Annotated in this window: 23 protein-coding genes and 1 riboswitch; of the genes, 21 read left to right on the top strand and 2 right to left on the bottom strand. The window is 59.8% G+C overall.

Going from position 1 to position 21,273, the window contains the following annotated elements:
- Positions 1–3 precede the first annotated feature (3 nt).
- Positions 4–417: a hypothetical protein gene (locus tag ACHZCX_RS13695; protein ID WP_319587778.1), complete on the top strand. Its 414-nt coding sequence runs from the start codon at positions 4–6 to the stop codon at positions 415–417.
- 263 nt (positions 418–680) lie between these two features.
- On the top strand, positions 681–1,001 hold the full coding sequence (locus tag ACHZCX_RS13690; protein ID WP_319587777.1) for a GIY-YIG nuclease family protein: 321 nt from the start codon (positions 681–683) through the stop codon (positions 999–1,001).
- A 24-nt stretch (positions 1,002–1,025) separates the two neighbouring features.
- Here the strand turns inward: ACHZCX_RS13690 and ACHZCX_RS13685 are convergent, their stop codons facing one another.
- Complete coding sequence (locus ACHZCX_RS13685; RefSeq protein ID WP_319587776.1) at positions 1,026–1,157, bottom strand: hypothetical protein; 132 nt, start codon at positions 1,155–1,157, stop codon at positions 1,026–1,028.
- A 13-nt stretch (positions 1,158–1,170) separates the two neighbouring features.
- Here ACHZCX_RS13685 and ACHZCX_RS13680 point away from each other — a divergent pair, with 13 nt between their 5' ends.
- The 4 genes from ACHZCX_RS13680 to ACHZCX_RS13665 all read left to right on the top strand — a co-directional run bounded on the left by ACHZCX_RS13680 (position 1,171) and on the right by ACHZCX_RS13665 (position 5,701).
- The gene (locus ACHZCX_RS13680) at positions 1,171–2,361 is read left to right on the top strand and encodes a saccharopine dehydrogenase family protein (protein WP_319587775.1); all 1,191 of its coding nucleotides are present in this window, start codon (positions 1,171–1,173) and stop codon (positions 2,359–2,361) included.
- Positions 2,358–3,542, top strand: a complete 1,185-nt coding sequence (gene nspC / locus ACHZCX_RS13675; protein ID WP_319587774.1) for a carboxynorspermidine decarboxylase — start codon at positions 2,358–2,360, stop codon at positions 3,540–3,542. The genes ACHZCX_RS13680 and nspC overlap by 4 nt, the downstream gene beginning before the upstream one ends.
- A 174-nt stretch (positions 3,543–3,716) precedes the next feature.
- Complete coding sequence (locus ACHZCX_RS13670; RefSeq protein ID WP_319587773.1) at positions 3,717–4,910, top strand: Xaa-Pro peptidase family protein; 1,194 nt, start codon at positions 3,717–3,719, stop codon at positions 4,908–4,910.
- Positions 4,911–5,086: 176 nt separating this feature from the next.
- Positions 5,087–5,701, top strand: a complete 615-nt coding sequence (locus tag ACHZCX_RS13665) for a DUF4388 domain-containing protein (protein ID WP_319587772.1) — start codon at positions 5,087–5,089, stop codon at positions 5,699–5,701.
- A gap of 111 nt (positions 5,702–5,812) precedes the next feature.
- Here ACHZCX_RS13665 and ACHZCX_RS13660 read toward each other — a convergent pair whose 3' ends face one another.
- Positions 5,813–5,980 (bottom strand): hypothetical protein, encoded by a 168-nt coding sequence (locus tag ACHZCX_RS13660; protein WP_319587771.1) that lies wholly within the window; start codon positions 5,978–5,980, stop codon positions 5,813–5,815.
- Between the two features lie 181 nt (positions 5,981–6,161).
- Between ACHZCX_RS13660 and ACHZCX_RS13655 the strand changes: the two genes are divergently transcribed.
- The 15 genes from ACHZCX_RS13655 to ACHZCX_RS13585 all read left to right on the top strand — a co-directional run bounded on the left by ACHZCX_RS13655 (position 6,162) and on the right by ACHZCX_RS13585 (position 20,957).
- Positions 6,162–7,610 carry a pyridoxal-dependent decarboxylase gene (locus ACHZCX_RS13655; RefSeq protein WP_319587770.1) on the top strand — a complete coding sequence of 483 codons (1,449 nt, stop codon included), beginning with the start codon at positions 6,162–6,164 and terminating at the stop codon, positions 7,608–7,610.
- The gene (locus ACHZCX_RS13650; RefSeq protein ID WP_319587769.1) at positions 7,607–8,449 is read left to right on the top strand and encodes a hypothetical protein; all 843 of its coding nucleotides are present in this window, start codon (positions 7,607–7,609) and stop codon (positions 8,447–8,449) included. Before ACHZCX_RS13655 ends, ACHZCX_RS13650 begins: the two co-directional genes overlap by 4 nt.
- An 83-nt stretch (positions 8,450–8,532) precedes the next feature.
- A riboswitch (cobalamin riboswitch) is annotated at positions 8,533–8,721 on the top strand.
- A gap of 171 nt (positions 8,722–8,892) precedes the next feature.
- Positions 8,893–9,795, top strand: coding sequence for a sirohydrochlorin cobaltochelatase (locus ACHZCX_RS13645; RefSeq protein ID WP_319587768.1), 903 nt, complete (start codon positions 8,893–8,895; stop codon positions 9,793–9,795).
- The gene (locus ACHZCX_RS13640) at positions 9,795–10,835 is read left to right on the top strand and encodes an iron ABC transporter permease (protein ID WP_319587767.1); all 1,041 of its coding nucleotides are present in this window, start codon (positions 9,795–9,797) and stop codon (positions 10,833–10,835) included. The genes ACHZCX_RS13645 and ACHZCX_RS13640 overlap by 1 nt, the downstream gene beginning before the upstream one ends.
- Complete coding sequence (locus ACHZCX_RS13635) at positions 10,816–11,634, top strand: heme ABC transporter ATP-binding protein (RefSeq protein ID WP_319587766.1); 819 nt, start codon at positions 10,816–10,818, stop codon at positions 11,632–11,634. Before ACHZCX_RS13640 ends, ACHZCX_RS13635 begins: the two co-directional genes overlap by 20 nt.
- A 19-nt stretch (positions 11,635–11,653) precedes the next feature.
- Positions 11,654–12,574 (top strand): ABC transporter substrate-binding protein, encoded by a 921-nt coding sequence (locus tag ACHZCX_RS13630; RefSeq protein ID WP_319587765.1) that lies wholly within the window; start codon positions 11,654–11,656, stop codon positions 12,572–12,574.
- Complete coding sequence (locus tag ACHZCX_RS13625) at positions 12,571–13,917, top strand: cobyrinate a,c-diamide synthase (RefSeq protein WP_319587764.1); 1,347 nt, start codon at positions 12,571–12,573, stop codon at positions 13,915–13,917. Before ACHZCX_RS13630 ends, ACHZCX_RS13625 begins: the two co-directional genes overlap by 4 nt.
- A gap of 9 nt (positions 13,918–13,926) precedes the next feature.
- On the top strand, positions 13,927–14,547 hold the full coding sequence (locus ACHZCX_RS13620; RefSeq protein WP_319587763.1) for a precorrin-8X methylmutase: 621 nt from the start codon (positions 13,927–13,929) through the stop codon (positions 14,545–14,547).
- A 7-nt stretch (positions 14,548–14,554) separates the two neighbouring features.
- On the top strand, positions 14,555–15,649 hold the full coding sequence (locus ACHZCX_RS13615) for a cobalt-precorrin-5B (C(1))-methyltransferase (protein WP_319587762.1): 1,095 nt from the start codon (positions 14,555–14,557) through the stop codon (positions 15,647–15,649).
- The gene (gene cbiE / locus ACHZCX_RS13610) at positions 15,636–16,844 is read left to right on the top strand and encodes a precorrin-6y C5,15-methyltransferase (decarboxylating) subunit CbiE (protein ID WP_319587761.1); all 1,209 of its coding nucleotides are present in this window, start codon (positions 15,636–15,638) and stop codon (positions 16,842–16,844) included. Before ACHZCX_RS13615 ends, cbiE begins: the two co-directional genes overlap by 14 nt.
- Positions 16,841–17,629 (top strand): precorrin-2 C(20)-methyltransferase, encoded by a 789-nt coding sequence (gene cobI / locus ACHZCX_RS13605; protein ID WP_319587760.1) that lies wholly within the window; start codon positions 16,841–16,843, stop codon positions 17,627–17,629. The genes cbiE and cobI overlap by 4 nt, the downstream gene beginning before the upstream one ends.
- Positions 17,604–18,383, top strand: coding sequence for a precorrin-4 C(11)-methyltransferase (gene cobM, locus ACHZCX_RS13600; protein ID WP_319587759.1), 780 nt, complete (start codon positions 17,604–17,606; stop codon positions 18,381–18,383). The genes cobI and cobM overlap by 26 nt, the downstream gene beginning before the upstream one ends.
- Complete coding sequence (locus ACHZCX_RS13595; RefSeq protein ID WP_319587758.1) at positions 18,383–19,411, top strand: cobalamin biosynthesis protein; 1,029 nt, start codon at positions 18,383–18,385, stop codon at positions 19,409–19,411. Before cobM ends, ACHZCX_RS13595 begins: the two co-directional genes overlap by 1 nt.
- Positions 19,408–20,178 (top strand): precorrin-3B C(17)-methyltransferase, encoded by a 771-nt coding sequence (gene cobJ / locus ACHZCX_RS13590; RefSeq protein ID WP_319587757.1) that lies wholly within the window; start codon positions 19,408–19,410, stop codon positions 20,176–20,178. Before ACHZCX_RS13595 ends, cobJ begins: the two co-directional genes overlap by 4 nt.
- A gap of 92 nt (positions 20,179–20,270) precedes the next feature.
- Positions 20,271–20,957, top strand: a complete 687-nt coding sequence (locus ACHZCX_RS13585) for a carbonic anhydrase (RefSeq protein ID WP_319587756.1) — start codon at positions 20,271–20,273, stop codon at positions 20,955–20,957.
- Positions 20,958–21,273: the final 316 nt, after the last annotated feature.

Here is a 21,273-nt window from a genome sequence, read left to right as displayed (position 1 = left end):
TTCATGCGTTTCTTCAATAAAATTGTGGCAGCAATTGCCCTATGCCTTCCCATAAACTATGTGAGTCTTTCTATCCACGCTGAGGAGAAAGCTTCATTCTCTCAGCAGCTGATTTGCAAAGCTGCCATTGGCACCCTAATGGGCCGAGATCCATCGACAATGACAATTACAAAAGTCGAAGATGCGGTAACTTATCTTCATTACATTCGAAAGAACGATGGTTCGAAATGGACATATCGTTGCAAGATCGAGGGAGACCGAGTCATCTGGGCATCGGACACCGGGCGGTGGCGCACAGATCCACAAGATGAATCTGACACCTTCACGTCTAGCGGTAATTCACTGACAATATATGAGAAGTACAGCGACGGCTCATCGACAATCAAGACATTCGGATTATCTCAACTCGGACAGTGAACACGCTTTGTTAAGGAAAACAGCATGTAGCCTGGATGAAGCGCAGCGAAATCCGGGAGTAGCTGAGGTATCGTTGCACTCCATTTAGGCCAGCGTCAATCCCGAATGGAAGGATTTGAACTATGGGTGGCTTGGAGATCTCTCCCTGCGGTCGAGATGACCGAAAAGGGGGTCGCCAAGTGCGGGTTTAGGAATTGGCCTTTATTACCTCGCACCTTTTTTGTGCTGTCATTTCGACCGCAGGGAGAAATCTCTAAACCGACATGCCCAGCTTTTACATCTACCTGCTAACGAACCAAAACAACAAGGTTATGTACGTCGGCATGACCAACAATCTCAAACGACGTGTGTATGAGCACAAGACAAAGCAGGTTGCAGGTTTTACCGAGAAATACAACGTCAACAGACTGGTCTATTTCGAGGAAACGCAGGATGTTCTCATCGCAATAGCCAGGGAAAAAGAGATCAAGAAGTGGCGAAGAGAGAAGAAAAACCTATTGGTTGTTGCCGTCAACCCTGCATGGCAAGATTTGAGTGATGGGTGGTTTGAGATCTCTCCCTGCGGTCGAGATGACAAAAAATGACGCCTTCGGAAGAAGGCAAAATGGTCATGTTGTCGAGAAATTGGCTTGGATATAGCTGTCATTTCGACCGCAGGGAGAAATCTCCGCCATCCACTGCCAACAGCCGCTTTCAACTTCGTGGCAACGGTTCAATTGTTCTTTAAGTTTTTTAACCATAAGGAGCCCTCCCATGTCTCACGTCCTCATCATCGGCGCCGGCGGTGTCGGCAGCGTTGTCGTTCATAAATGCGCCCAAGCCAGCGAGGTGTTTAGCAAAATCACCCTGGCCAGCCGCACCGTCTCGAAATGCGAGGCCATTGCCCAATCGGTCAAGGAACGCACCAGCGTCACCGTGACCGTCGAGAAAGTCGATGCCGATAATGTGGAAGAGACCGTGGCCCTGATCCAGCGGATCAAGCCGGACCTGGTGCTCAACGTCGCCCTGCCCTACCAGGATCTGCCGCTGATGGACGCCTGCCTTGCAACCGGGGTGGATTACCTTGACACCGCCAACTACGAGCCGCCGGATCTGGCCAAGTTCGAGTACAAATGGCAGTGGGCCTATAAGGAGCGGTTCGAGAAGGCCAAGCTCATGGCCCTGCTCGGCTCCGGCTTTGACCCCGGCGTCACCAATGTCTTCTGCGCCTGGGCCCAAAAACACCATTTCGACGAGATTCACACCCTGGACATCATCGACTGCAACGCCGGCGACCATGGCCAGCATTTTGCCACCAACTTCAATCCAGAGATCAACATCCGCGAGATCACCCAGCGCGGCCGCTACTGGGAACACGGCGAGTGGGTGGAGACCGATCCGCTCAGCTGGTCGATGAACTACGATTTCCCCGAGGGCATCGGCCCCAAAAAGTGCTTCCTCATGTACCACGAGGAGCTGGAATCCCTGGTGCAGAACATCCACGGCCTCAAGCGGGCGCGTTTCTGGATGACTTTTTCCGAGAACTACCTCACCCACCTGCGGGTGCTGGAGAATGTCGGCATGACCCGGATCGACCCGGTCAACTACAACGACACCGAAGTGGTCCCCCTCAAGTTCCTCAAGGCGGTGCTGCCTGAACCGGCCTCGCTCGGCCCCCTGACCCATGGCCGCACCTGTATCGGCTGCGTGTTCAAGGGCGTCAAAGACGGCAAGGAAAAACAGCTCTACATCTACAACATCTGCAGCCACGAAGATGCCTACCGCGAGGTCGGCTCCCAGGCCATCTCCTACACCACGGGCGTACCAGCGATGATCGGCGCCAAGATGATGCTCCAGGGGTTGTGGAAGCGAGCTGGCGTGTGGAACATGGAGGAGTTCGATCCCGATCCCTTCATGGAAGCGCTGAACAAATATGGTCTCCCCTGGCAGGTCGTTGAGCTGTGACCGAACCTCGCTGCAACGGCCGTTTCGCCTGCCGATTCGACCCGGCGCAGGTGGTGACTCCCGCCTTCGTGGTCGACGAGGGACTGCTGCGCGACAACCTCGCCATTTTGGCCAGGGTCAAAGAACAGACCGGCTGCAAAATCCTGCTGGCCCTGAAATGCTTTGCCCTGTTCAGCGTCTTTCCGCTGCTGCGGGAGACCTTGGACGGGGTCTGCTGCAGTTCGCCCCATGAGGCGCGGCTGGGCCGCGAAGAATTCGGCCGCGAGGTCCACAGCTTTGCCGCCGCCTATTCGGCCTCGGATATCGAAAAGCTGGCCGCGACCAGTGATCATCTGGTGTTCAATTCCTTTGCACAGTGGCAACGGTTTCGAGGACTTGCCGAAAAAACGGCCAAGGCGGCAGGGCGGACACTGGAATTCGGCCTGCGGATTAATCCCGAGCATTCGGAAGGAGCGGTCCCCATCTATGACCCCTGCGCGCCTGGTTCCCGGCTGGGCATCCGGCGGGCCGATTTTCGCACCGACATGCTCGAGGGCATCAGCGGCCTGCACTGGCACAACCTCTGCGAACAGGACGCCGACTGCCTGGAGCGGACCGTCACCGCAGTGGAGCGGACCTTTGGCGATGTCCTGCCGCAAATGCACTACGTCAATTTCGGCGGCGGCCATCACATCACCCGCGAGGGCTATGACCTGGAGTTGCTCATCGACATCGTCAACCACTTCCAATCTCGATGGGGGGTGCAAGCCTACTTGGAACCGGGCGAAGCCGTCGCCCTCAACACCGGCTATCTGGTGGCCACGGTGCTCGATGTCGTCCAGGCCGATCTGCCGGTGGCGATCATCGATGCCTCAGTGCCGGCCCATATGCCCGATGTCCTGGAGATGCCCTACCGGCCGCATATCATCGGCTCGGGTGAGCCGGGCGAGAAGGCCTGGACCTGCCGCATCGGCGGTCTCTCCTGCCTGGCCGGTGATGTTGCCGGCGAGTATTCCTTTAATGCGCCGCTGGTTGCCGGCGACCGGCTGGTGTTCACCGACATGGCCATCTACACTATGGTGAAGACCAACACCTTCAACGGCGTCCAACTGCCCGCAATCATCCTCTACCGGCCGGAAAACGACGTGCTGACCCTGGTGCGCCGGTTTGGCTACGAGGATTTCAAAAACCGGCTGAGCTGAGCAGCTTGCCGGTCTGCGGAGCACGGCCCCTCCCACCACGCCCGTCCCTCTCCATCGAAGCTCCCCATCGCGCCGACTTGCCATTGACAGATCGTTTTTTGTTGAATACGGTTGCCGGCAACTTTGCAGTCAAACCGGTACCTTGTTTCAAACTCACGCACAGGGGAGGAATTCATGACGGATATGCTCTACACGCCGAAAAGTGAAGTTGACACACGCATCCAGACCTTTCAGAACACTCTGGAACAACTGGGCATCGATGGCGCCCTGATCATCCACCACACTAACCTGTTCTATCTCAGCGGTACCTCTCAAAGCAGCCATCTCTTCATTCCCCGCTCCGGCAAGCCCATTCTCATGGTGCGCAAGAGCTTTGAGCGCGCCTGCAAGGAGTCGCCCATTGAGGAGATCATGGATGTCAAGAGCCTAAAAATGATCCCCGATATCCTCAAGGAGAAAGGATTCAACCTGGACACGCTCGGCCTGGAACTGGACGTCATCCCCTATAATACCTGGCAGTTTTATAACAAAATATTCAAGGATTCCAACTTCACCGATATCTCGGATGCGCTCAAGCGAATCCGGACCATCAAATCGGAACACGAGATCGACCTGCTGCAGAGGGCCTGCGGCGTTCTTGATCAGGTCTTTGCCGATGTGCCCGCCATGCTCCATGAAGGCATGACCGAAATCGAGCTCGCCAGCCTGTTCGAGGCCGGGATGCGGCGGCGCGGCTACGGTGGCTGCAGCAAGATGCGCGCCTTCAATCAGGACTTCTTCATGGGCAATGTGACTACCGGCGCCAGCGGCGCGGTCCCCTCCTATTTCGACGGCCCGGTGGGCGGGTGCGGCCTGACCCCGGCCAACAATCCGCACGGCGCCGGCTGGAAAACCATCAGCCAGGGTGAGGTCGTCTACATCGACTATACCTGCGTGATTAACGGCTACACCGCCGACGGAGCACGGATGTTCGTCATCGGCGAGATCTCGGAACAATTGAGGCAGGCGCACGCGGCTGCCCTGAAGATTCAGGAGGCCATCGTGGCCATGATCAAGCCGGGCGTGATCTGCGAGGATGTCTACACCAAATCGGCGGAACTGGCCGAAGCCATCGGCCTGCAGGAGCATTTCATGGGCATCGGCAACGACCGGGTCCGCTTCATTGGTCACGGGGTGGGCCTGGAACTCGACGAGTATCCGATCTTTGCCAAGGGCGTCAAGATGCCGCTGGCAGTGGGCATGACCTTTGCGCTTGAACCAAAATTCGTGTTTCCGGAAGGGGCCATCGGTATCGAGAACACCTACGTGCTCAAGGCAGACGGGCCGCAGGTCCTGACCCATGCTCCCGAGGAGATCATCGGAGTGTAACGTTCTTTTTCTATTCCCGAAGTTGGGGGCGACGGCCATGGATTCGTCGCCCCTTTTTGGTGCTGTCGTTCCTGGCTGTCTGCAGAAAAAGAGAATACTTCTTGACTCCTTTCCGGTTTTGCGCGAATCTTAACCTATCCTGACTGTATCCATTCCCAGACACTACAAACGCGCACATGAAATTGATTCTCAGCACTTTTTTTGGACCGCAAACCAAAAAAACCGCCCTGATGCCCCTCCAACACGACAAGCACGCGGACTCGGGCCCCTCCGTCGCTCTCGCCGCGCTGGAAGGCAATATTGCCGCCATCGCCATCGAAAACATCTTTCAGCTTTTTGATTTCGCCGCCCTGAGTGGCATGCTTGAGATCCAGGCGCCCACCAATTGCGGCAGCTTTTATTTTCGCAAAGGCGTGCTGATCCATGGGCTCCTGCAGGTCAACCAGCGCAAGATCGGCCAGATCCTCGTCGAGTCACAGGTAATCACCGAGGAGCAACTGCAGCAATGCCTGCTCCTGCACGAGCAGACCGACTCACCCAAGCGGTTTGGCCAGATTCTCCTGGAACAGGAGTACATAAAACCCGACGGTCTCGACAAAACCCTGTTGCGCCAGGTCAAGGATGCCTTTTTCGAGGCACTTTCCTGGAACGAAGGCATCTTCCGGTTCTATCCGAATCAGATTCCGGCTGCGGATGCGGTGAAGCTATATGCCCGCATCGATCACCTCCTGCTTGAGGGCATGTTGCGCATCGATCAAGCCACCCTGGGCGGGGAGGATGAGGAGGAATAAGACCTCATTTCTTCAGGTATCGTGTACTTTTACAACCAGGGATCAGCCGAACCCGGCACCATGAAAGGCGCCGCTTGCCTTTGGCAGCCGCACTCACTGTCGGCAACACAATCAGGGTTCTTTTGCTGAAAGCCTCCCCTCAAAAAAAACAAAAAACCTTACATTTAAAGCCGTTGCCCAGCTGACCATCCGATCCCCTGCCATTCTTACCTGCCTCCCACCACTTTCTGTTCGATTATCCGCCTCCCCTGTAGTATAGAGCAAACGATTTTGTCCCATTTCCGAATCTCCGGCATAACAGCAGCGCACTCGTCGCCCCTTGCCGAATTTCCGGGAAACGGCTTTGCAAGAGAAGCAAAAAGAGCGAGAGTTCTTCCCGGCAGCAGATCATCCTACCGGGCACTCTCAATCCGCGGTTGATTTGAATCTGTACTGACCACAGGGAGTATTCACAGGACGTATGGAGCAGGATAAAATCTTCGAGCGGTTATTGCAGATCATCACCCGTTACCACCAGCAACGGGAGACCGGTCCGTTTGTCGAATATCTCGACCCCAGCGACTTGCGCCGGGTGCTGCACCTCGAGGAAGATCGGGGTCTGGGCAACTGGGAGGAGTTGTTCACCTGGGTGGAGCTGTACCTGGCCCACGCCGTCAAAACCGGTCATCCCGGTTACGTCAACCGGATGTGGTCCGGGGCCAACCTGCCCTCGGTGATCGGCGAGATGATCACCGCCATCACCAACACCTCGGCCTGCACCTATGAGACCGCCCCGGTGTCGACCCTCATGGAAAAATACCTGCTGCGGACCATGCTGGAGCTGGTTGGTTTTGACCACGGAACCGGCCAGATGACAACCGGTTCGAGCAACGCCAATATGATCGCCATGATGGCCGCCCGTAACAGTGTGTACCCGGAGGCCAAACAACGAGGTCTCTTCGGCAGGCAGGAACTGTTTGCCTTTGTCAACGCCGACGCCCACTACTCCATGGACCGGGCCGCCAATATCCTCGGCCTGGGTGCCGAGCACCTGATCAAAGTTCCGGTGGACGACCATGGCCGGTTGATCGTACCCGCCTTGGAGCAACGGCTCGCCGAGGTCACCGCTTCGGGCGGCCTGCCCTTTTTTGTCGCCGCCACAGCCGGAACCACGGTGCGAGGCTCCTACGATCCCTTGCCGCCGCTGCTGACCCTGCGCGACCGGTACAATTTCTGGCTGCATGTCGACGGCGCCTGGGGCGGGGCGGTGATCTTCAGCGATCGACTCCGGCAACAGTACCTGCCAGATCTCGAACAGGCCGATTCCTTCACCCTGGATTTTCACAAAATGCTGGGTACGGCCCTGATGTGCAACGTGCTGCTGTTCAACCATCGCCCCGATATTCTCCGAGAGGTCTGCAGCGCCGGCGACGAGAGTTACATCTTCCGCGAAGGCGAGGACGGTGAAATCCGCGACCTCGGCACCCAATCCCTGCAATGCGGCCGGCGGGTCGACAGCCTCAAGTGGTTCCTCGACTGGAAATTCTACGGTCAGGCCGGGCTGGCCGAAAGGGTGGAAAATTATCTGGAACTGTGTCAATATGCCGAGGAACAGGTGCATCAGGCGAACGAACTTGAGATGGTCGTGCCCCGCGAATCGTTCAACATTTGTTTCCGTTTTCGTCCCCCCGCCGATATCCCTGTCGAACCCTTCAACCTGGAGCTGCGGGAGCGCATGCACCGCACCGGCCGCAGCCTGGTCGGCACCGGTTTCGTCAACAACCAACTGGTCCTGCGGCTGCTGATCACCAACATCACCATCGGCAAACCCCAGATCGACGACTTTTTCCAGGCGGTCATTGCCACTGGCCGGGAATTGCTGGCCGAGAGCAACAGCCGGAATCACCCATCAACGACGAGACAGGCATGAGTGACAATGATTACATGGTAACCCAGAAAGAAGCGGCCGATTTTCTCAATGTATCGACCAAATCCATCAGCCGGTACCGGAAAAGAGGTCTACCTTACAAACTGATCCTTAACCCGGTGACCGGCAAGCAGGAGGTCCGCTTCCGTTACGCCGACCTGGAACGGTGGGACCAGGGAAGGCAGCTGCTCGCTACCTATGCTCGCGACGGCGAAGAGATGGCTACGGGCGAGACCAAAGCAGCCGGAATCGCCGGGCGGCAGGCACAAACCAGCCAGCACGACGGCTTTTTAAACGATCTGCTGCTTGCCTACAAGGAGCAGATCGAACTGCTCCGCGATCAACTGGAAGACATGCGGGAGCAGCTGGCGCGCCGCGACCGGCAGATCGACGACCTCATGCGGCTGATGGTCGGCTTGCAACTGGAATACAAACCCATGCCCACCGTTGTCACCGCCGACATTCCAACTCCTGCCGAAAGCGCGCACGACAAAAACACGCTCCCGGAGGATCAGATATTCGACCTCTACGAGGCGGTTGAATTGCCGCACAACGGCCTGACCCTGGAAATGCCTGAAACACCCCCTCCGGCAGAGAACAAGCAGACTTTACAGAAACTCGGTAGGGAAAAAAAGGTATTCAGCCGCGACCAGCTCTCGGCTTCGATCCAGCGGCTGCGGTCCAAAGGAAAGAGCTACGAGGAGATAGCCCGAGGACTCAATCAGATCAACGTGGCCACCCTCTCCGGTCATCCGGAATGGACCACCCTTGAGGTGCAAACCCTGTTGCCCGCCTTGGTGAACAGCTCTCCTCGCCACTTTACCGAAGGCAACAACGCCTGAGTCCTCCGTGGGAACGCTGTTCCCCGTGTTTTCCAGATTGACAGCGATTCACGGCTTGACTTCATCGGGAGCGGCAGGTACCATGGGCCGCACTGTGTTCAGGTGTCCGTATCAACGGATGAAAAGGGAATCCGGTTCAAGACCGGAACGGGCCCACCGCTGTACCCGGGGACAAATTCCGCATGATGGCCACTGTTGTTGCTGACAACGGGAAGGCGCGGAAGGAGAGTGATCCGGAAGTCAGAAGACCTGCCTGAACAGTAAGACCCCGACCTTGCCGGCTGCAAGCTCGGACGACAGACTCCAGCGGTAAACAAGGGACATCCTGGATCAAGATCATTGGTCCGGGATTTTTTTATTTCCGGACCGGAAACCCAGGGAAAACAGGGGCGCGAGGACACATCGCCCGGCAACCTTTTTTCCGTCAACCGAGGGAGGCGTTGGTGCAACAGAGGAAGGCGATTGTGCTGGCCATGTTCGGAACCACGGTGGAAGCGGCCCTCAAGGGGCTGCTGACCATCAAGACCGCCATGGAAACTGCGTATCCCCAGACCCCGGTGCGCCTGGCCTTCACCTCCAACCAGATCCGCCGCATCTGGCGCAAGCGCGCCACCGACCCGGCCTACCTGCAGGCGCATCCCGATATCCCCCAGGATATCCTTGCCATTCAGGGCATCCTCGCCGCCATAGCCAATCTCCAGGATCAAGGGTTTGACACCCTGATCGTCCAGCCAACCCACGTTGCCCCAGCCGAGGAGTTTCACGATCTGGCGGCCTATGTCCGCGGCCTGGCCTCAATCCGTACCATGAAGCCGCGTTGGCGGCCCTTTAAAACAATCGCCCTCGGCCGGCCCCTGCTTGGAGCCTACAGCCTCCACCGCGCCTATGCCGACGACATCCGCATCGTTGCCCAGGCCCTGGCTGAAGACGCGGCCCTGGCAAAAAGCCACGATGCGGCCTTGGTCTACATGGGCCACGGCAACCAGTATTTCCCCTCCGGCGGCCTCTACCTGGAATTTGCGGCCCGCATGCGGCAGTTCTACCCCGGGGTGCTGACCCTGATTGCCACGGTCGAAGGATTCCCCAGCCTTGATGAGGTGGTCGAGAGCCTGCGGCTGCACGGGGTACGCCGGGTGATGCTAAAGCCCTTTCTCATCGTCGCCGGCGAACATGCCACCCGCGACCTGGTCAGCCCGGAGGAAGACTCCTGGCAATCGATCCTCACCAGGGAGGGTTTCGAGGTGATCCCGGTGATCAAAGGCTTGGGCGAAGAAACGCCGCTGGTGCAGATTTTTGTCGCGCATGCCGCCGAAGCCGCTGCCGATGCGGGAGTGGAGCTGGACTGATGAACGGCAAGAGCGCCATTACCTGGTTGCTGCCACTCTGCGGAGCCATGGTGTTTGCCGTGGCCCTTTCGGCCACCCTGGGCTTCCTCCAGGTGTCGATCCCCGATGTCATTCTCATTCTTTTTGCCAAACTGAGCAGTCAACCCCTGCCCGTGGGCATCGACCCGGTTGCCGCCACGGTGGTCGCCGACGTGCGTATGCCCCGGATCCTGGCCTCGGTCCTGGTCGGCGGTCTGCTCGGGGTGAGCGGCGCGGTCTTTCAGGCAATTCTGCTCAATCCCCTGGCCGACTCCTACACCCTGGGGATCTCCACCGGCGCTGCCTTCGGTGCCTCCCTGGTGATTGTCTTGCAGATTTTCGGCCTGGCCCTGCCGTCCGGCGTGACCATTCCGGTCTTTGCCTTCGGCGGCGGCGTCGGCACCCTGGCCGTGGTCCTCTTTCTGGCCTCCGGCGACAAGCGGCTCTCCTCCACCAGCCTGATTCTCGCAGGGGTCATTGTTGCCGCCATCTTGTCTGCGGCCATCGGTTTTCTCAAATTCCTCGCTGACGAGCAGGTGGGGCTGATCATCTTCTGGCTGATGGGCAGCCTTGCCGGGGCCTCCTGGCAAAACATTCTCCTGCTGGTGCCCACGGCCCTCTTCGGGACCATGACCGCGGTTTTTTACAGCCGCGACCTCAACATCATGGCCACCGGCGATCGGGCCGCCACCTCGCTCGGCGTCAATACGGTCCGGCTGCGCACTCTCCTGCTCACGGTCAGCACCCTGATGACTGCAATTGCGGTTTCGGTCTCCGGCATCATCGGCTTTGTCGGCCTGATCGTGCCGCACATGCTGCGCCACCTGGTCGGTCCGGACAACCGTTTACTGGTCCCGCTCTCCTTTTTTACCGGCGGCCTGCTCTTGCTGGTCGCCGACACCCTGACCCGGGCGGTCCTGCCGGTCGAGGTACCGATCGGCGTACTCACCGCGCTTTTGGGCGGCCCCTTCTTCTGCATTCTCTTTAAAAAACGGCAACAGGATGGCAAGAGCGCTTTCTGAACAACAGAGCGACCGCCTCTGGTCACTGACCGAGGTCAGCTTTGGCTATAACGGCACGCAGGTTGTGCGCGATGTCAATCTTGAACTCCGCCGGGGCTGCTGCTACGGTATCCTGGGCCCCAACGGCAGCGGCAAGACCACGCTCCTTGATCTGATGGGCGGCCTGCAGACGCCGCAGTCCGGGTCGATTGCGTTCATGGACCGTCCGGTACAAACCTGGCCGAAAAAACAACTGGCCCGGCTCCTGGCCCTGGTGCCCCAGGACTTCATGGTCCGCTTCAGTTTTTCGGTCCGCGAGGTGGTGGAAATGGGGCTGCATCCGCACCTCCATCGTTTTGCCACTCCCAACAAAGAGGACCAGGACCTGATCGACGAGGTGTTGGAGATCACCGGCATTACTGCCCTGGCCGATCGGCCGGTGACCCGGCTTTCCGGCGGCGAAAAGCAGCGGGTGGCCGTGGCCCGTGCCCTGGCTCAGAAGCCTGCGGTCCTCCTGCTCGACGAGGCCACCTCCAACCTCGACATCCACCACAGCCTGGAGATCCTCCACCTCATCCGCAGCCGTTTCGAGCAGCAGGGCATGCAGGTGGTGGCAGTGATGCACGATCTCAACCTGGCCTCCTTCTTCTGCGACCAGCTGGTCTTCCTCAAACAGGGGCAGGTGGTCTGCCAGGGGCCCACCGAGGAGGTGCTGACCCCGGAAAATATTGAGGCGGTCTACGGCGTCGAGGCCGAAGTAACCACCAATACCTTTACCAACAGCCGGCAGGTGAGTTTCAGGCTGCCGGCTCACCCTTAAACCCCAGCAATACGGTATCATGCGCCTTAAAGTTCTTCTTCTCATCCAGTGTCTCGTTCTCCTGCTTACCTCCATTGCCTCGGCCGCGTCCATCACCGACAGCGAGAAACGGACCCTGGTCTTTTCCCAGCCTTTTCAAAGGATCATCTCCCTGTACCCGGCTCATACCACCAATCTGCTCGAACTCGGGCTGAACAAGGAAATCATTGCCTGCGGACCCAGCGACACCCAATTGCCCCACCTGCCCCGCGTCCAATTCCAAGATGACCCCGAACGGTTGCTAGCCCTCAAACCCGATCTGGTCCTGATCCGGCCGATGATCAGCCGGGGCTACCCCAATCTGGTGCGCATCCTGGAAAAGAACAACGTTCGTGTCATCTCCCTCCAACCGAGTGAGGCGAATGAACTCTTCCCCTACTGGGAGGCCCTGGGCAAACTCACCGGCCGGGAACCGCAAGCCAAGGTCATGATCGAAACCTTCGGCAAACGGTTGGCTGCCATCACGGCCTCATTGCTACAGATTCCCAAAGAAAAACGTAAACACGTCTACTTTGAGGCGATTCACAAACAGATGAAGACCTTTGCCCCCAACGCCATTGCCATGTTTGCCCTGGAATCGGCCGGCGGCATCAACATCGCCAGTGATGCCGAACAGGTGCGCGAGACCAATATCGCTGCCTATGGCAAAGAGCGCATCCTGGCCAAGGCCGACCAGATCGACCTCTTCCTGGCCCAGAGCGGCCGAATGAATCCGGTGAGCGTTGACGATATTGTCAAGGAGCCGGGATTTGGGGTGATCAAGGCCGTACGCGAAAACCAGGTCTTTCTGGTTGACGAGGAGATGGTCTCGCGGCCGACCCTGGGGTTAATCGACGGCATTGCCTTTGTCCGCTCACTGCTCTATCCGGATTATGGCCAGGAGGGTATCACCCAACTATGAGCCCGCCCGCCCTGCTCATCGCTGGCACCCATTCCGGATGCGGCAAGACCACGGTCACCCTGGGGATCATGGCCGCCCTGGCCCGGCGAGGGCTCATGGTTCAGCCCTTTAAATGCGGCCCGGACTTCATCGACCCAAGCCTGCACCGGATGGTGACCGGCCGGGTGTCGCGCAACCTTGATGTCCGCATGTGCGGGGCCGATTTTGTCCGCCAGACCTTTGCCCGTCACAACCCAGCCTCCGGCTGTGCGGTGGTCGAAGGGGTCATGGGCCTCTTTGACGGCGGCGAGGGCTCGGCAGCCACCCTGGCCAAGACCCTGGAACTGCCGGTCATTCTGGTGATCGACGTCCGCTCGGCGGCGGAGAGCGTTGCCGCCGTGGTCCATGGCTTTTCCACCCTTGATCCCCAACTGCACCTGTCCGGGGTTATCTGCAACCGGATTGGCTCGGACAAGCATCGGGCCATGGTGATCAAGGCCATCCAGGACCACTGCAAGGTTCCGATCATCGGTTTTCTGCCGCGCCGGGAGGAGGTCTGCATCCCCTCCCGCCACCTCGGCCTGCATATGGGCGAGGAACACCCGCTCCGGGGCGAGGGACTGGACCAGCTGGCATTGCTGACGGAAGAACACCTTGACCTTGACCTGTTGCTCCGGATTGCCGGCGAGCACCGGGAATCGCCCCCGGCAGACACGAACCACCCCCCGGCGGCCTCGGCCGAAACGGTTCGCCTCGGGGTGGCCAGAGACGCAGCCTTCTGTTTTTATTACGAGGACAACCTCGACCTGCTGCGTGCGGCCGGCGCTGAGTTGATTTTTTTCAGCCCCCTAGAGGATAAAAACCTTCCTCAGAAACTGCAGGGCCTCTATCTCGGCGGCGGTTATCCCGAACTCCATGCCGGCCAGTTGAGTGGTAATAAAAAAATGCTCCAACAGATCCGCGCCTTTGCCGAATGCGGTCGCCCGGTTTATGCCGAATGCGGTGGCTTCATGTATCTCTGCCGCTCGATTATTGACTTGAAAGGCCAACCCTTTCCCATGGCCGGCCTCTACCCCTTTCAAGCGCGGATGCAAAGCCGGTTGCACAGCCTCGGCTACCGACAACCGCTTGTGGAACAGGATTGTTTGCTTGCACCTAAGAGCGCCGTGCTCCACGGCCACGAATTCCACTACTCGACCATCGAGGAGGGCCACCCTGAAGTTGCATCCGCCTTCCGTCTCGAGGACGGACGGCACGAGGGGCACCTCCTTCACAACACCCTGGCAGGCTACATCCATCTGCACTGGGGCCGCACCCCCGAGGCTGCGGTCCGTTTTGTCCAAACCTGCCGACAACCACGCTGAGAACACATCATGGTTACCTTACAACAGATCGCCCCTCAGGAAATAGAAGCAGAAAGTTTCCGCATCATCGAGCGCGAACTCGGGCCCACCGCATTTTCACCCGAGGAATTTGCCGTGGTCCGCCGCACCATCCACGCCACCGGCGACTTCAGTTTCGCCGAGAACCTGCGCTTCCACCCCCAGGCCGTAACGACGGGCCTGGCCGCCATCCGGGCCGGAAAGAACATCCTGGTGGACGTCAACATGGCGGCCAGCGGCATCTCCGCCGCACTCCTGACCCGCTTCGGTGGCCGGGTGATCTGTCGGGTGGCGGAGGCGGACACCGTGGCCATGGCCAAACAGAACGGCACCACCCGATCCGATGCCGCCATGGCCCGCAGCATTGCCGACAACATCGGCATTGTTGCCATCGGTAACGCCCCCACGGCCCTGCTCAAAGTGATGGAGTTGATCGAGCAGGGACTCTTTGCCCCGAATCTGGTGATCGGCGTGCCGGTGGGCTTTGTCAATGCGAGCGAGTCCAAGGAGTTGCTGGCGCAAAAAAACTATCCCTTCATCACCGCCTTGGGACGCAAGGGCGGCACACCGGTCGCCGTGGCGGCAGTCAACGCCCTGCTGCGGTTGGCCTAAGGACGCGATGGGGCAGCAAGCAAGGGGAAAAAGAGCCCTGCGCAGCGGCTACACCACCGGGGCCTGCGCGGCAGCTGCAGCCAAGGCGGCGGTGCTCTGCCTGCTGGGCCGGGAGAATCCTGGAGCAGTCGAGATCCCTTTTCCCGACGATTCGCGCCACCGCTTTGCCCTCTGCCGTTTCGGCGGCACCGCTCAACAGGCCATGGCCACGGTAGTCAAGGATGCAGGTGACGATCCGGATGTCACCAACGGCGCCGAGGTCGGGGCCACGGTACGCTGGCTTGATGGCGGGCGGGAAGAGAAGATTGTCCTGGTCAACGGGCCCGGTGTTGGCTTGGTCACCAAGCCCGGCTTGCCGGTGGCCGTAGGCGAACCGGCGATCAATCCGGTGCCTCGGCGGATGATCCGGGCAGCAGTAGCCGAGGCCCTAGAGGAAGGCGATAGAAGTGATGCGGCCTTGGAAGTCCAGATTTTTGTCCGTGACGGCGAGGCCCTGGCGGAGAAAACTCTCAACCGGCGGCTGGGGGTGATTGGCGGCCTGTCCATCCTCGGCACCACCGGCATTGTCCGGCCGGTCTCGGCCAAGGCCTGGACCGACACCATCGAGGCCTCAATGCAGGTGGCCCGAGCCGCCGGGCTGACCCAGGTTATCCTGGCCACCGGCCGGACCTCGGAGGCAGCGGTGCAGGACCGGCTCCGTCTGCCGGAGGAGGCCCAGGTCATGATGGGCGATTACCTGCTCTATGCCCTGGAGGCCGCCAAGCGGCAGGGGTTCAGTCATCTCCATCTGGCCGGGATGTGGGCCAAACTGATCAAGGCGGCCTTGGCTGTGCCCCAGACCCATGTACGCAACGGCGCCCTGGAGACCCGGCAGGCGGCCGATCTGCTGGCCGATCTCGGCCTGGAGCAACAAGCAGCCCTCGAATTTCGCACCGCCAATACAGCCCGGGAGATTTATGACCGACTCAAAACAATGCAGCGCGACGATCTGATCGCGGCGGTCTGCCGCAAGGCCAGGGAACAGGCGGAACGTTGGTCCGGCCTGCCGGTACAGGTGTATCTGGTCACATCGGAAAAAGGAGTGGTGCATGTCGCGGATTGAACTGATCGGCATCAGTGGCCGGTCCTTAACCGCCGAGCAATGGCCCCTGCTGCGCCGCTGCGCCGCCATTGCCGTCTCCCGTCGCTATCGCCCCTTGGTGGCGGGGTTAAGCTGCCCCCTGATTGATATTGCTCCGCTGGCTGCCATGCTGAACACCGTGGAAGAAGCCCTTGCCGGCGGCGATGTCGCCATCCTCGCCAGCGGCGACCCCCTGTTCTACGGCATCGGCCGCACCCTGATCAGCCGTTTCGGGCCGGAACGGCTCCGCATTCACCCAGCCCTGTCCGCTGTCCAACTGGCCTGCGCCCGTTTCCATACCCCCTGGGACGACCTAGCCGTGGTCAGCCTTCATGGCCGAAACGGCGACGATATGCCTGGCCGGGTGCTCCGCCATCATCGCGCAATCCTGTTCACCGACAACCGCAACAGCCCGGACCAGGTGGCAGCCCGGCTCTTGGCGGCCCTGGAGGCCTGCGAGGACCACGAGCGCATTGCCGGTCTCCGCATCCGGGTGGCGGAGAATCTGGGCTTGGCCGATGAGCGGTTGACCAGCGGCAGCCTGCACGAAATCGCCGCCGACCGCTTTTCCCCGCTGAACATGGTGCTGGTGGAACAACCGGACCAACCATTGGGAATCCGCTTCGGCCTCAGGGAAGACGAGATCCAGCATTCCCGGAGCCTGATCACCAAAGACGAGGTCCGCGCCGCCACCCTCCACCGGCTGCGGCTGCCGGCAACCGGCGTTCTCTGGGATATCGGCGGCGGCTCGGGCTCAGTCTCCCTGGAGGCAGCCCGGCTCTGTCCGGGACTGTCGATCCACACCATCGAAAAGAAACCCGAGGAACAGGCGAACATCCGTGCCAATATCCGGCAATACGGCGCCTACACCATCCATCTGGTGAGCGGCCAAGCCCCGGAGGCCCTGATCGGCCTGCCCCCCCCTGACCGCATCTTCATCGGCGGCAGCGGCAAGCAACTGGAGGCTATCATCGAGGCGGCGGTGGGTCGATTGGCCGCGGGCGGCCGGATCGTGATCAATGCCGTGCTGGCCCAAACCGAGGCCACTGCCCTGACCAGCCTGCAACGGCTGGGCCTGAGGGTGGCAAGCAGCACCCTCACCGTGACCCGCCGGCAGTATCCCGACGGCGAACCCCATGTCTTCAACCCCATAACCCTTATCACAGGCGACAAATGAGCAGTGACAATTCCTCATCGCAGCCCGGCCACCTCTACCTGGTCGGTGTGGGTCCCGGTGACCCGGAACTCATGACCTACAAGGCGGTGCGCATCCTGACCAAAGCCAGGGTCTGGGCGGTGCCCACGGCCAAGGAAAACGGCCTCAGCAGCGCCCAGCAGATCGCCGGCCAGATGGTTCCGGACAACGACCGCACCATCCTTTCGCTCTGTTTCCCCATGAAGAAAGTCTTTCTTGGCCAGGAAACCGACGACCAGTTGCTCCAGGCTTGGCGGAAATCAGCCGACGAGGTGATCAAGCATCTCGACCGGGGCGAGGACGTGGCCTTTCCGACCTTGGGCGACGCCACGCTCTACTCCACCGCCTTTTATCTTCTGGCCATGATTCAGGAACAGCGGCCGCAGGTCCCGGTGACCGTGGTCCCCGGCATCACCGCCATGGCCGCCTGCGCCGCCTCCCAGGCCAGCCCCCTGGCCCTGGGCGACGATGTCCTGGCCGTGGTCCCCGCTGCCTTTGAAGACGACCGGCTGCGCGGCATCCTCACCAACCTGGACGCAGTGGTGCTGATGAAGGTCCACCGGCGAATCGATGCCCTGATCGACCTCCTCGAGGAACTGAGGCTCACCGACTGCGCGGTGCTGACCGAGCGCTCGGGCATGCCGGGCGAACGGGTCTACACGGACATCCGCGAGGCCAGAGGCCGAAAGCTCCACTACTTCTCCACAATGGTGATCCGCAAAAAAAAGGTACAGGTGTCCAATGGAACCATCGAAATCGCCGCCTGAGGCAGCCCTCCATCCCGTCGTCTTCCTCGGCGCCGGACCCGGCGACCCGGAACTGATTACCCTCAAAGGCCGCCGCCTGCTGGATTCGGCCGATGTGGTGGTCTATGCCGGCAGTCTGGTCAACGTCGCCCTGCTCGACGGGATTACGGCCGTCTGCCACGATAGCGCCGCCATGGATCTCGAAGCCATCATGCAGGTACTCGCCCAGGGCTACCGCGACGGCCTGCTGGTGGTGCGCCTGCACACCGGCGACCCGGCCATCTACGGGGCGATCCGCGAGCAGATGCAGTGGCTGGATCAATTCGACATTCCCTACGAGGTGGTGCCGGGGGTCAGCTCCGCCTTTGCCGCCGCCGCTGCTCTGAAAAAAGAGCTGACCGTACCCGAGGTCACCCAGACGGTGATCTTCACCCGTCAGGCGGGCCGCACGCCCGTTCCGGAGCCGGAATCGCTGCGCAATCTGGCGCGCGCCCAGGCGACCATGTGCATTTTTCTCAGCGTGTCGATGATGGCCCGGGTGGTCGAGGATCTGACCGCCGGCGGCTATCCGCCGCAGACGCCGATTGCCGTGGTCGAACGGGCCAGTTGGCCGGATCAGCAGATTCTCCGGGGCACCCTGGCCGACATCACCGCCAAAATCCACGATTCGCAGATCAAAAAGACGGCGATGATCATCGTCGGTCCGGCCCTGGCCGAGGACAGCCGGAACGCCTCGAAACTCTATGACGCGGCTTTCAGCCACGAATATCGCTGATGGCGGAGAGGTCCGGGGAGAAACGGCGCTTTGCCGTCCTTGCACTGAGCCGTGGAGGCTGTGTATTAGGCCAGAGGCTGGCTGCTTCGCTGGACGCTGACTTCTTTGCCTGTAAAGGACGACTGACCGAGGTGGTGAACCGGGTCTGGCGGGAATACGGGGAGATCGTCTGCATCATGGCCACCGGCATCGTGGTCCGCACCATTGCCCCGCTGCTGCAGGACAAATACCGGGACCCGGCCATCGTGGTCTGCGATGAGAGTGGTCGCTTTGCAGTTTCCCTGCTCTCCGGTCACCTCGGCGGCGCCAATGACCTAGCGCACCTGGTGGCTGCCGCAACCGGCGGACAGGCCGTACTCACCACCGCCTCAGACGTCCTGGGCCGCACCCCCCTGGACCTATGGTGCCGGGATTGGGATTTGACGCCCAGCGACAAGGCCGCTTTCACCAAGGCTATGGGGCGACTGGTGGATCACGGCTCACTCACCCTCTGGAGCCGATATCTCCTCCCGGACCTGCCGCCTGATCTCCATCCGGTGGCCGAACGAGCTGCGGCTGACCTGGTCATCGACAGCCGGATAGAGGGAGCCGCTCGTGGAGCCCTGCTGCATCCCCAGGCCCTGGTCGTTGGTATCGGCTGTAATCGGGGGACATCGGCTTCGGCCATCGCTGGCGCCGTGGAAAAGACCTGCCTGCAGCATCACCTGGCGCCCCAGGCCATTGCCCGCCTAGCCTCGATCGATCTCAAGCAGGATGAAGCAGGTTTACTCGACTTTGCCCGCCAGCAGAATTGGACCATCGATTTTTACAGCAAGGACCAACTCAACCAGGTCGAAGGCATCATCGCCTCCGCCGCGGTGCAGCGCGCCACCGGGGCCAAGGGCGTGGCCGAACCGGCGGCCCTCCTCAGTGCAGGACCAGGCAGCACCCTGCTGGTCGCCAAAATGAAATGGACGGACGTAACCACCGCCGTTGCGGAGATCGCCGATCCCCTCGCAATCACAACACTAGGAAGAACAGCACAATGACAACAGGACAGGACAACAGAAACGGTTCTTTGGTGGTGGTGGGGATCGGCCCCGGCGCAATCGATCTCATGGCCCCCCGGGCCCGCACCGCTCTGGAGCAAGCCGAAATTGTGGTCGGTTATCGCACCTATCTCGACCTGGTCCGGGACTGTCTCAACCCGGCCAGCGAGGTGATCTCGTCGTCAATGATGCAGGAGATCGACCGTTGCCGCAAGGCCCTGGAACTGACCGAAGAAGGCCGCCGGGTGGCGCTGGTCTGCGGCGGCGACCCCGGTATCTACGCCATGGCCGGGCTGGTCTTTGAGCTGGCCAAATCCATGAACGCCAAGGCGCCGATTGACATCATTCCCGGCATCGCCGCCCTCAACTCCTGCGCCGCCATCCTCGGCGCCCCCCTGATGCACGATTTTGCCGCTATCAGCCTCTCCGACCTGATGACCCCCTGGGAGATGATCGAGCGTCGCCTCGAGGCCGTGGCCCCGGCCGATTTCGTGGTGGTGATCTACAATCCCAGATCCAAAAAGCGGACCGATCAGATCGTTCGCACTCGTGAAATTATGCTCACGCATCGCTCCTCCGACACCCCGGTGGGTATCGTCAGCGGCGCCACCCGCGAGCACGAGACCGTCCGCCTGACCACACTTGCGAACATGCTCGATGAGGAAATCGGCATGCAGACCACGGTGATCATCGGCAACTCCCAGACCTTTGTCTGGCGGGACAAGATGGTAACGCCACGGGGGTACAGCAAGAAATATGGGTTGTGAGACTCAGATTACCAAGGTCGCTTAAGGGGTAAACAACACGGGTGCTCGCCATCTTTTTCACTGAGATTATTCAATTAAACAGGAGGCATGAAATGAATTTCACCAAGAGATTATCAGTCATTGTTGCATTCTTCATACTGTCTGTCGGGGGAGCGATCGCCTCAACAGGAGCCCCTTCGATCTCGTATCAAGAGGCGCTAGCAAAATTGAAAGCCGGCAATGTTCGTTTTATTTCCGGTGCGCACCTGCATACCGGCGACAGCATGGAGGTCGTCAAAATGCTTGCTACTGGCCAGAAGCCGTATGCGATCATTCTGACATGTTCCGATTCAAGACTGCCACCGGAACTCCTGTTCGACACGGGAATCGGAGAGCTATTCGTAATCAGGGTTGCCGGCAATGTCACTGATCCGATTATCCTGGGCAGCATTGAATACGCCGCCGAGCACCTTGGCACTCCGCTGGTTGTGATTCTTGGGCACGAAAAATGCGGCGCAGTCAAAGCAACGGTGGATTTACAAGGAAAAGGCGAAGGGAATATCGGGGCGATTGTCCAGGCCATCCAGCCCGCCCTGATAAAAACTAAGGACGCAGGGAAAATTTCCGAGAAGGACAATGCCCAGTTCGTCGAGGCGGTGGTCGATACGAACATTGCGCTGGTCAAAGCCACCCTTATCAATAAATCCGGGGTGCTGAAACATCTTGTCGATTCGGACAAGTTGCTGATCGTTGCCGCTAAATACCATATTGATCATGGCGAAGTCGTAATGCTAGATTAGCAGAAGGGGAAATGCTCGAAAAGCCGCTGGTGCCTGGGGCTTTTCGAACTGGTATTTTTCGATGGTTACACGTTGAATTGACACTCTTGCTTGCCTGACGATTTAAAAAGTGCCAAAAAAATGGTTGACTCGTACCTGCCCTTGCGTTATAAAAAGCAGCTTTACTAAAGTAAGGTGTACAAGCGAATCTCTTGCAGAGCAGTAAGCACAGGTTTACGGGTGAACATTCATCTGAGTAGTTAAGGAATCATCCTTTTCCCCCACCTTCCAGCCAACACCATCACCGCATTGAGCATGGAGTTGCAGAACTGCTGTA

It is taken from the genome of uncultured Desulfobulbus sp. (assembly GCF_963662935.2).
Lineage (GTDB): Bacteria > Desulfobacterota > Desulfobulbia > Desulfobulbales > Desulfobulbaceae > Desulfobulbus.
The sequence above is the reverse complement of the archived record's forward strand: the minus strand, read 5'-3'. Positions and strand labels throughout refer to the sequence as shown.

Excerpts from the sequence above, each read along its gene's own strand:
- ACHZCX_RS13665 (WP_319587772.1), top strand. The coding sequence starts at position 5,087 with ATGAAATTGATTCTCAGCACTTTTTTTGGACCGCAAACCAAAAAAACC.
- ACHZCX_RS13620 (WP_319587763.1), top strand. The coding sequence starts at position 13,927 with ATGGTTACCTTACAACAGATCGCCCCTCAGGAAATAGAAGCAGAAAGT.
- ACHZCX_RS13625 (WP_319587764.1), top strand. The coding sequence starts at position 12,571 with ATGAGCCCGCCCGCCCTGCTCATCGCTGGCACCCATTCCGGATGCGGC.
- ACHZCX_RS13680 (WP_319587775.1), top strand. The coding sequence starts at position 1,171 with ATGTCTCACGTCCTCATCATCGGCGCCGGCGGTGTCGGCAGCGTTGTC.
- cobM (WP_319587759.1), top strand. The coding sequence starts at position 17,604 with ATGGAACCATCGAAATCGCCGCCTGAGGCAGCCCTCCATCCCGTCGTC.
- ACHZCX_RS13595 (WP_319587758.1), top strand. The coding sequence starts at position 18,383 with ATGGCGGAGAGGTCCGGGGAGAAACGGCGCTTTGCCGTCCTTGCACTG.
- cobI (WP_319587760.1), top strand. The coding sequence starts at position 16,841 with ATGAGCAGTGACAATTCCTCATCGCAGCCCGGCCACCTCTACCTGGTC.
- ACHZCX_RS13630 (WP_319587765.1), top strand. The coding sequence starts at position 11,654 with ATGCGCCTTAAAGTTCTTCTTCTCATCCAGTGTCTCGTTCTCCTGCTT.
- ACHZCX_RS13655 (WP_319587770.1), top strand. The coding sequence starts at position 6,162 with ATGGAGCAGGATAAAATCTTCGAGCGGTTATTGCAGATCATCACCCGT.
- ACHZCX_RS13640 (WP_319587767.1), top strand. The coding sequence starts at position 9,795 with ATGAACGGCAAGAGCGCCATTACCTGGTTGCTGCCACTCTGCGGAGCC.
- ACHZCX_RS13650 (WP_319587769.1), top strand. The coding sequence starts at position 7,607 with ATGAGTGACAATGATTACATGGTAACCCAGAAAGAAGCGGCCGATTTT.
- ACHZCX_RS13670 (WP_319587773.1), top strand. The coding sequence starts at position 3,717 with ATGACGGATATGCTCTACACGCCGAAAAGTGAAGTTGACACACGCATC.
- ACHZCX_RS13690 (WP_319587777.1), top strand. The coding sequence starts at position 681 with ATGCCCAGCTTTTACATCTACCTGCTAACGAACCAAAACAACAAGGTT.
- ACHZCX_RS13685 (WP_319587776.1), bottom strand. The coding sequence starts at position 1,157 with ATGGTTAAAAAACTTAAAGAACAATTGAACCGTTGCCACGAAGTTGAA.
- ACHZCX_RS13635 (WP_319587766.1), top strand. The coding sequence starts at position 10,816 with ATGGCAAGAGCGCTTTCTGAACAACAGAGCGACCGCCTCTGGTCACTG.
- ACHZCX_RS13585 (WP_319587756.1), top strand. The coding sequence starts at position 20,271 with ATGAATTTCACCAAGAGATTATCAGTCATTGTTGCATTCTTCATACTG.
- cbiE (WP_319587761.1), top strand. The coding sequence starts at position 15,636 with ATGTCGCGGATTGAACTGATCGGCATCAGTGGCCGGTCCTTAACCGCC.
- cobJ (WP_319587757.1), top strand. The coding sequence starts at position 19,408 with ATGACAACAGGACAGGACAACAGAAACGGTTCTTTGGTGGTGGTGGGG.
- ACHZCX_RS13660 (WP_319587771.1), bottom strand. The coding sequence starts at position 5,980 with ATGGGACAAAATCGTTTGCTCTATACTACAGGGGAGGCGGATAATCGA.
- ACHZCX_RS13615 (WP_319587762.1), top strand. The coding sequence starts at position 14,555 with ATGGGGCAGCAAGCAAGGGGAAAAAGAGCCCTGCGCAGCGGCTACACC.
- ACHZCX_RS13695 (WP_319587778.1), top strand. The coding sequence starts at position 4 with ATGCGTTTCTTCAATAAAATTGTGGCAGCAATTGCCCTATGCCTTCCC.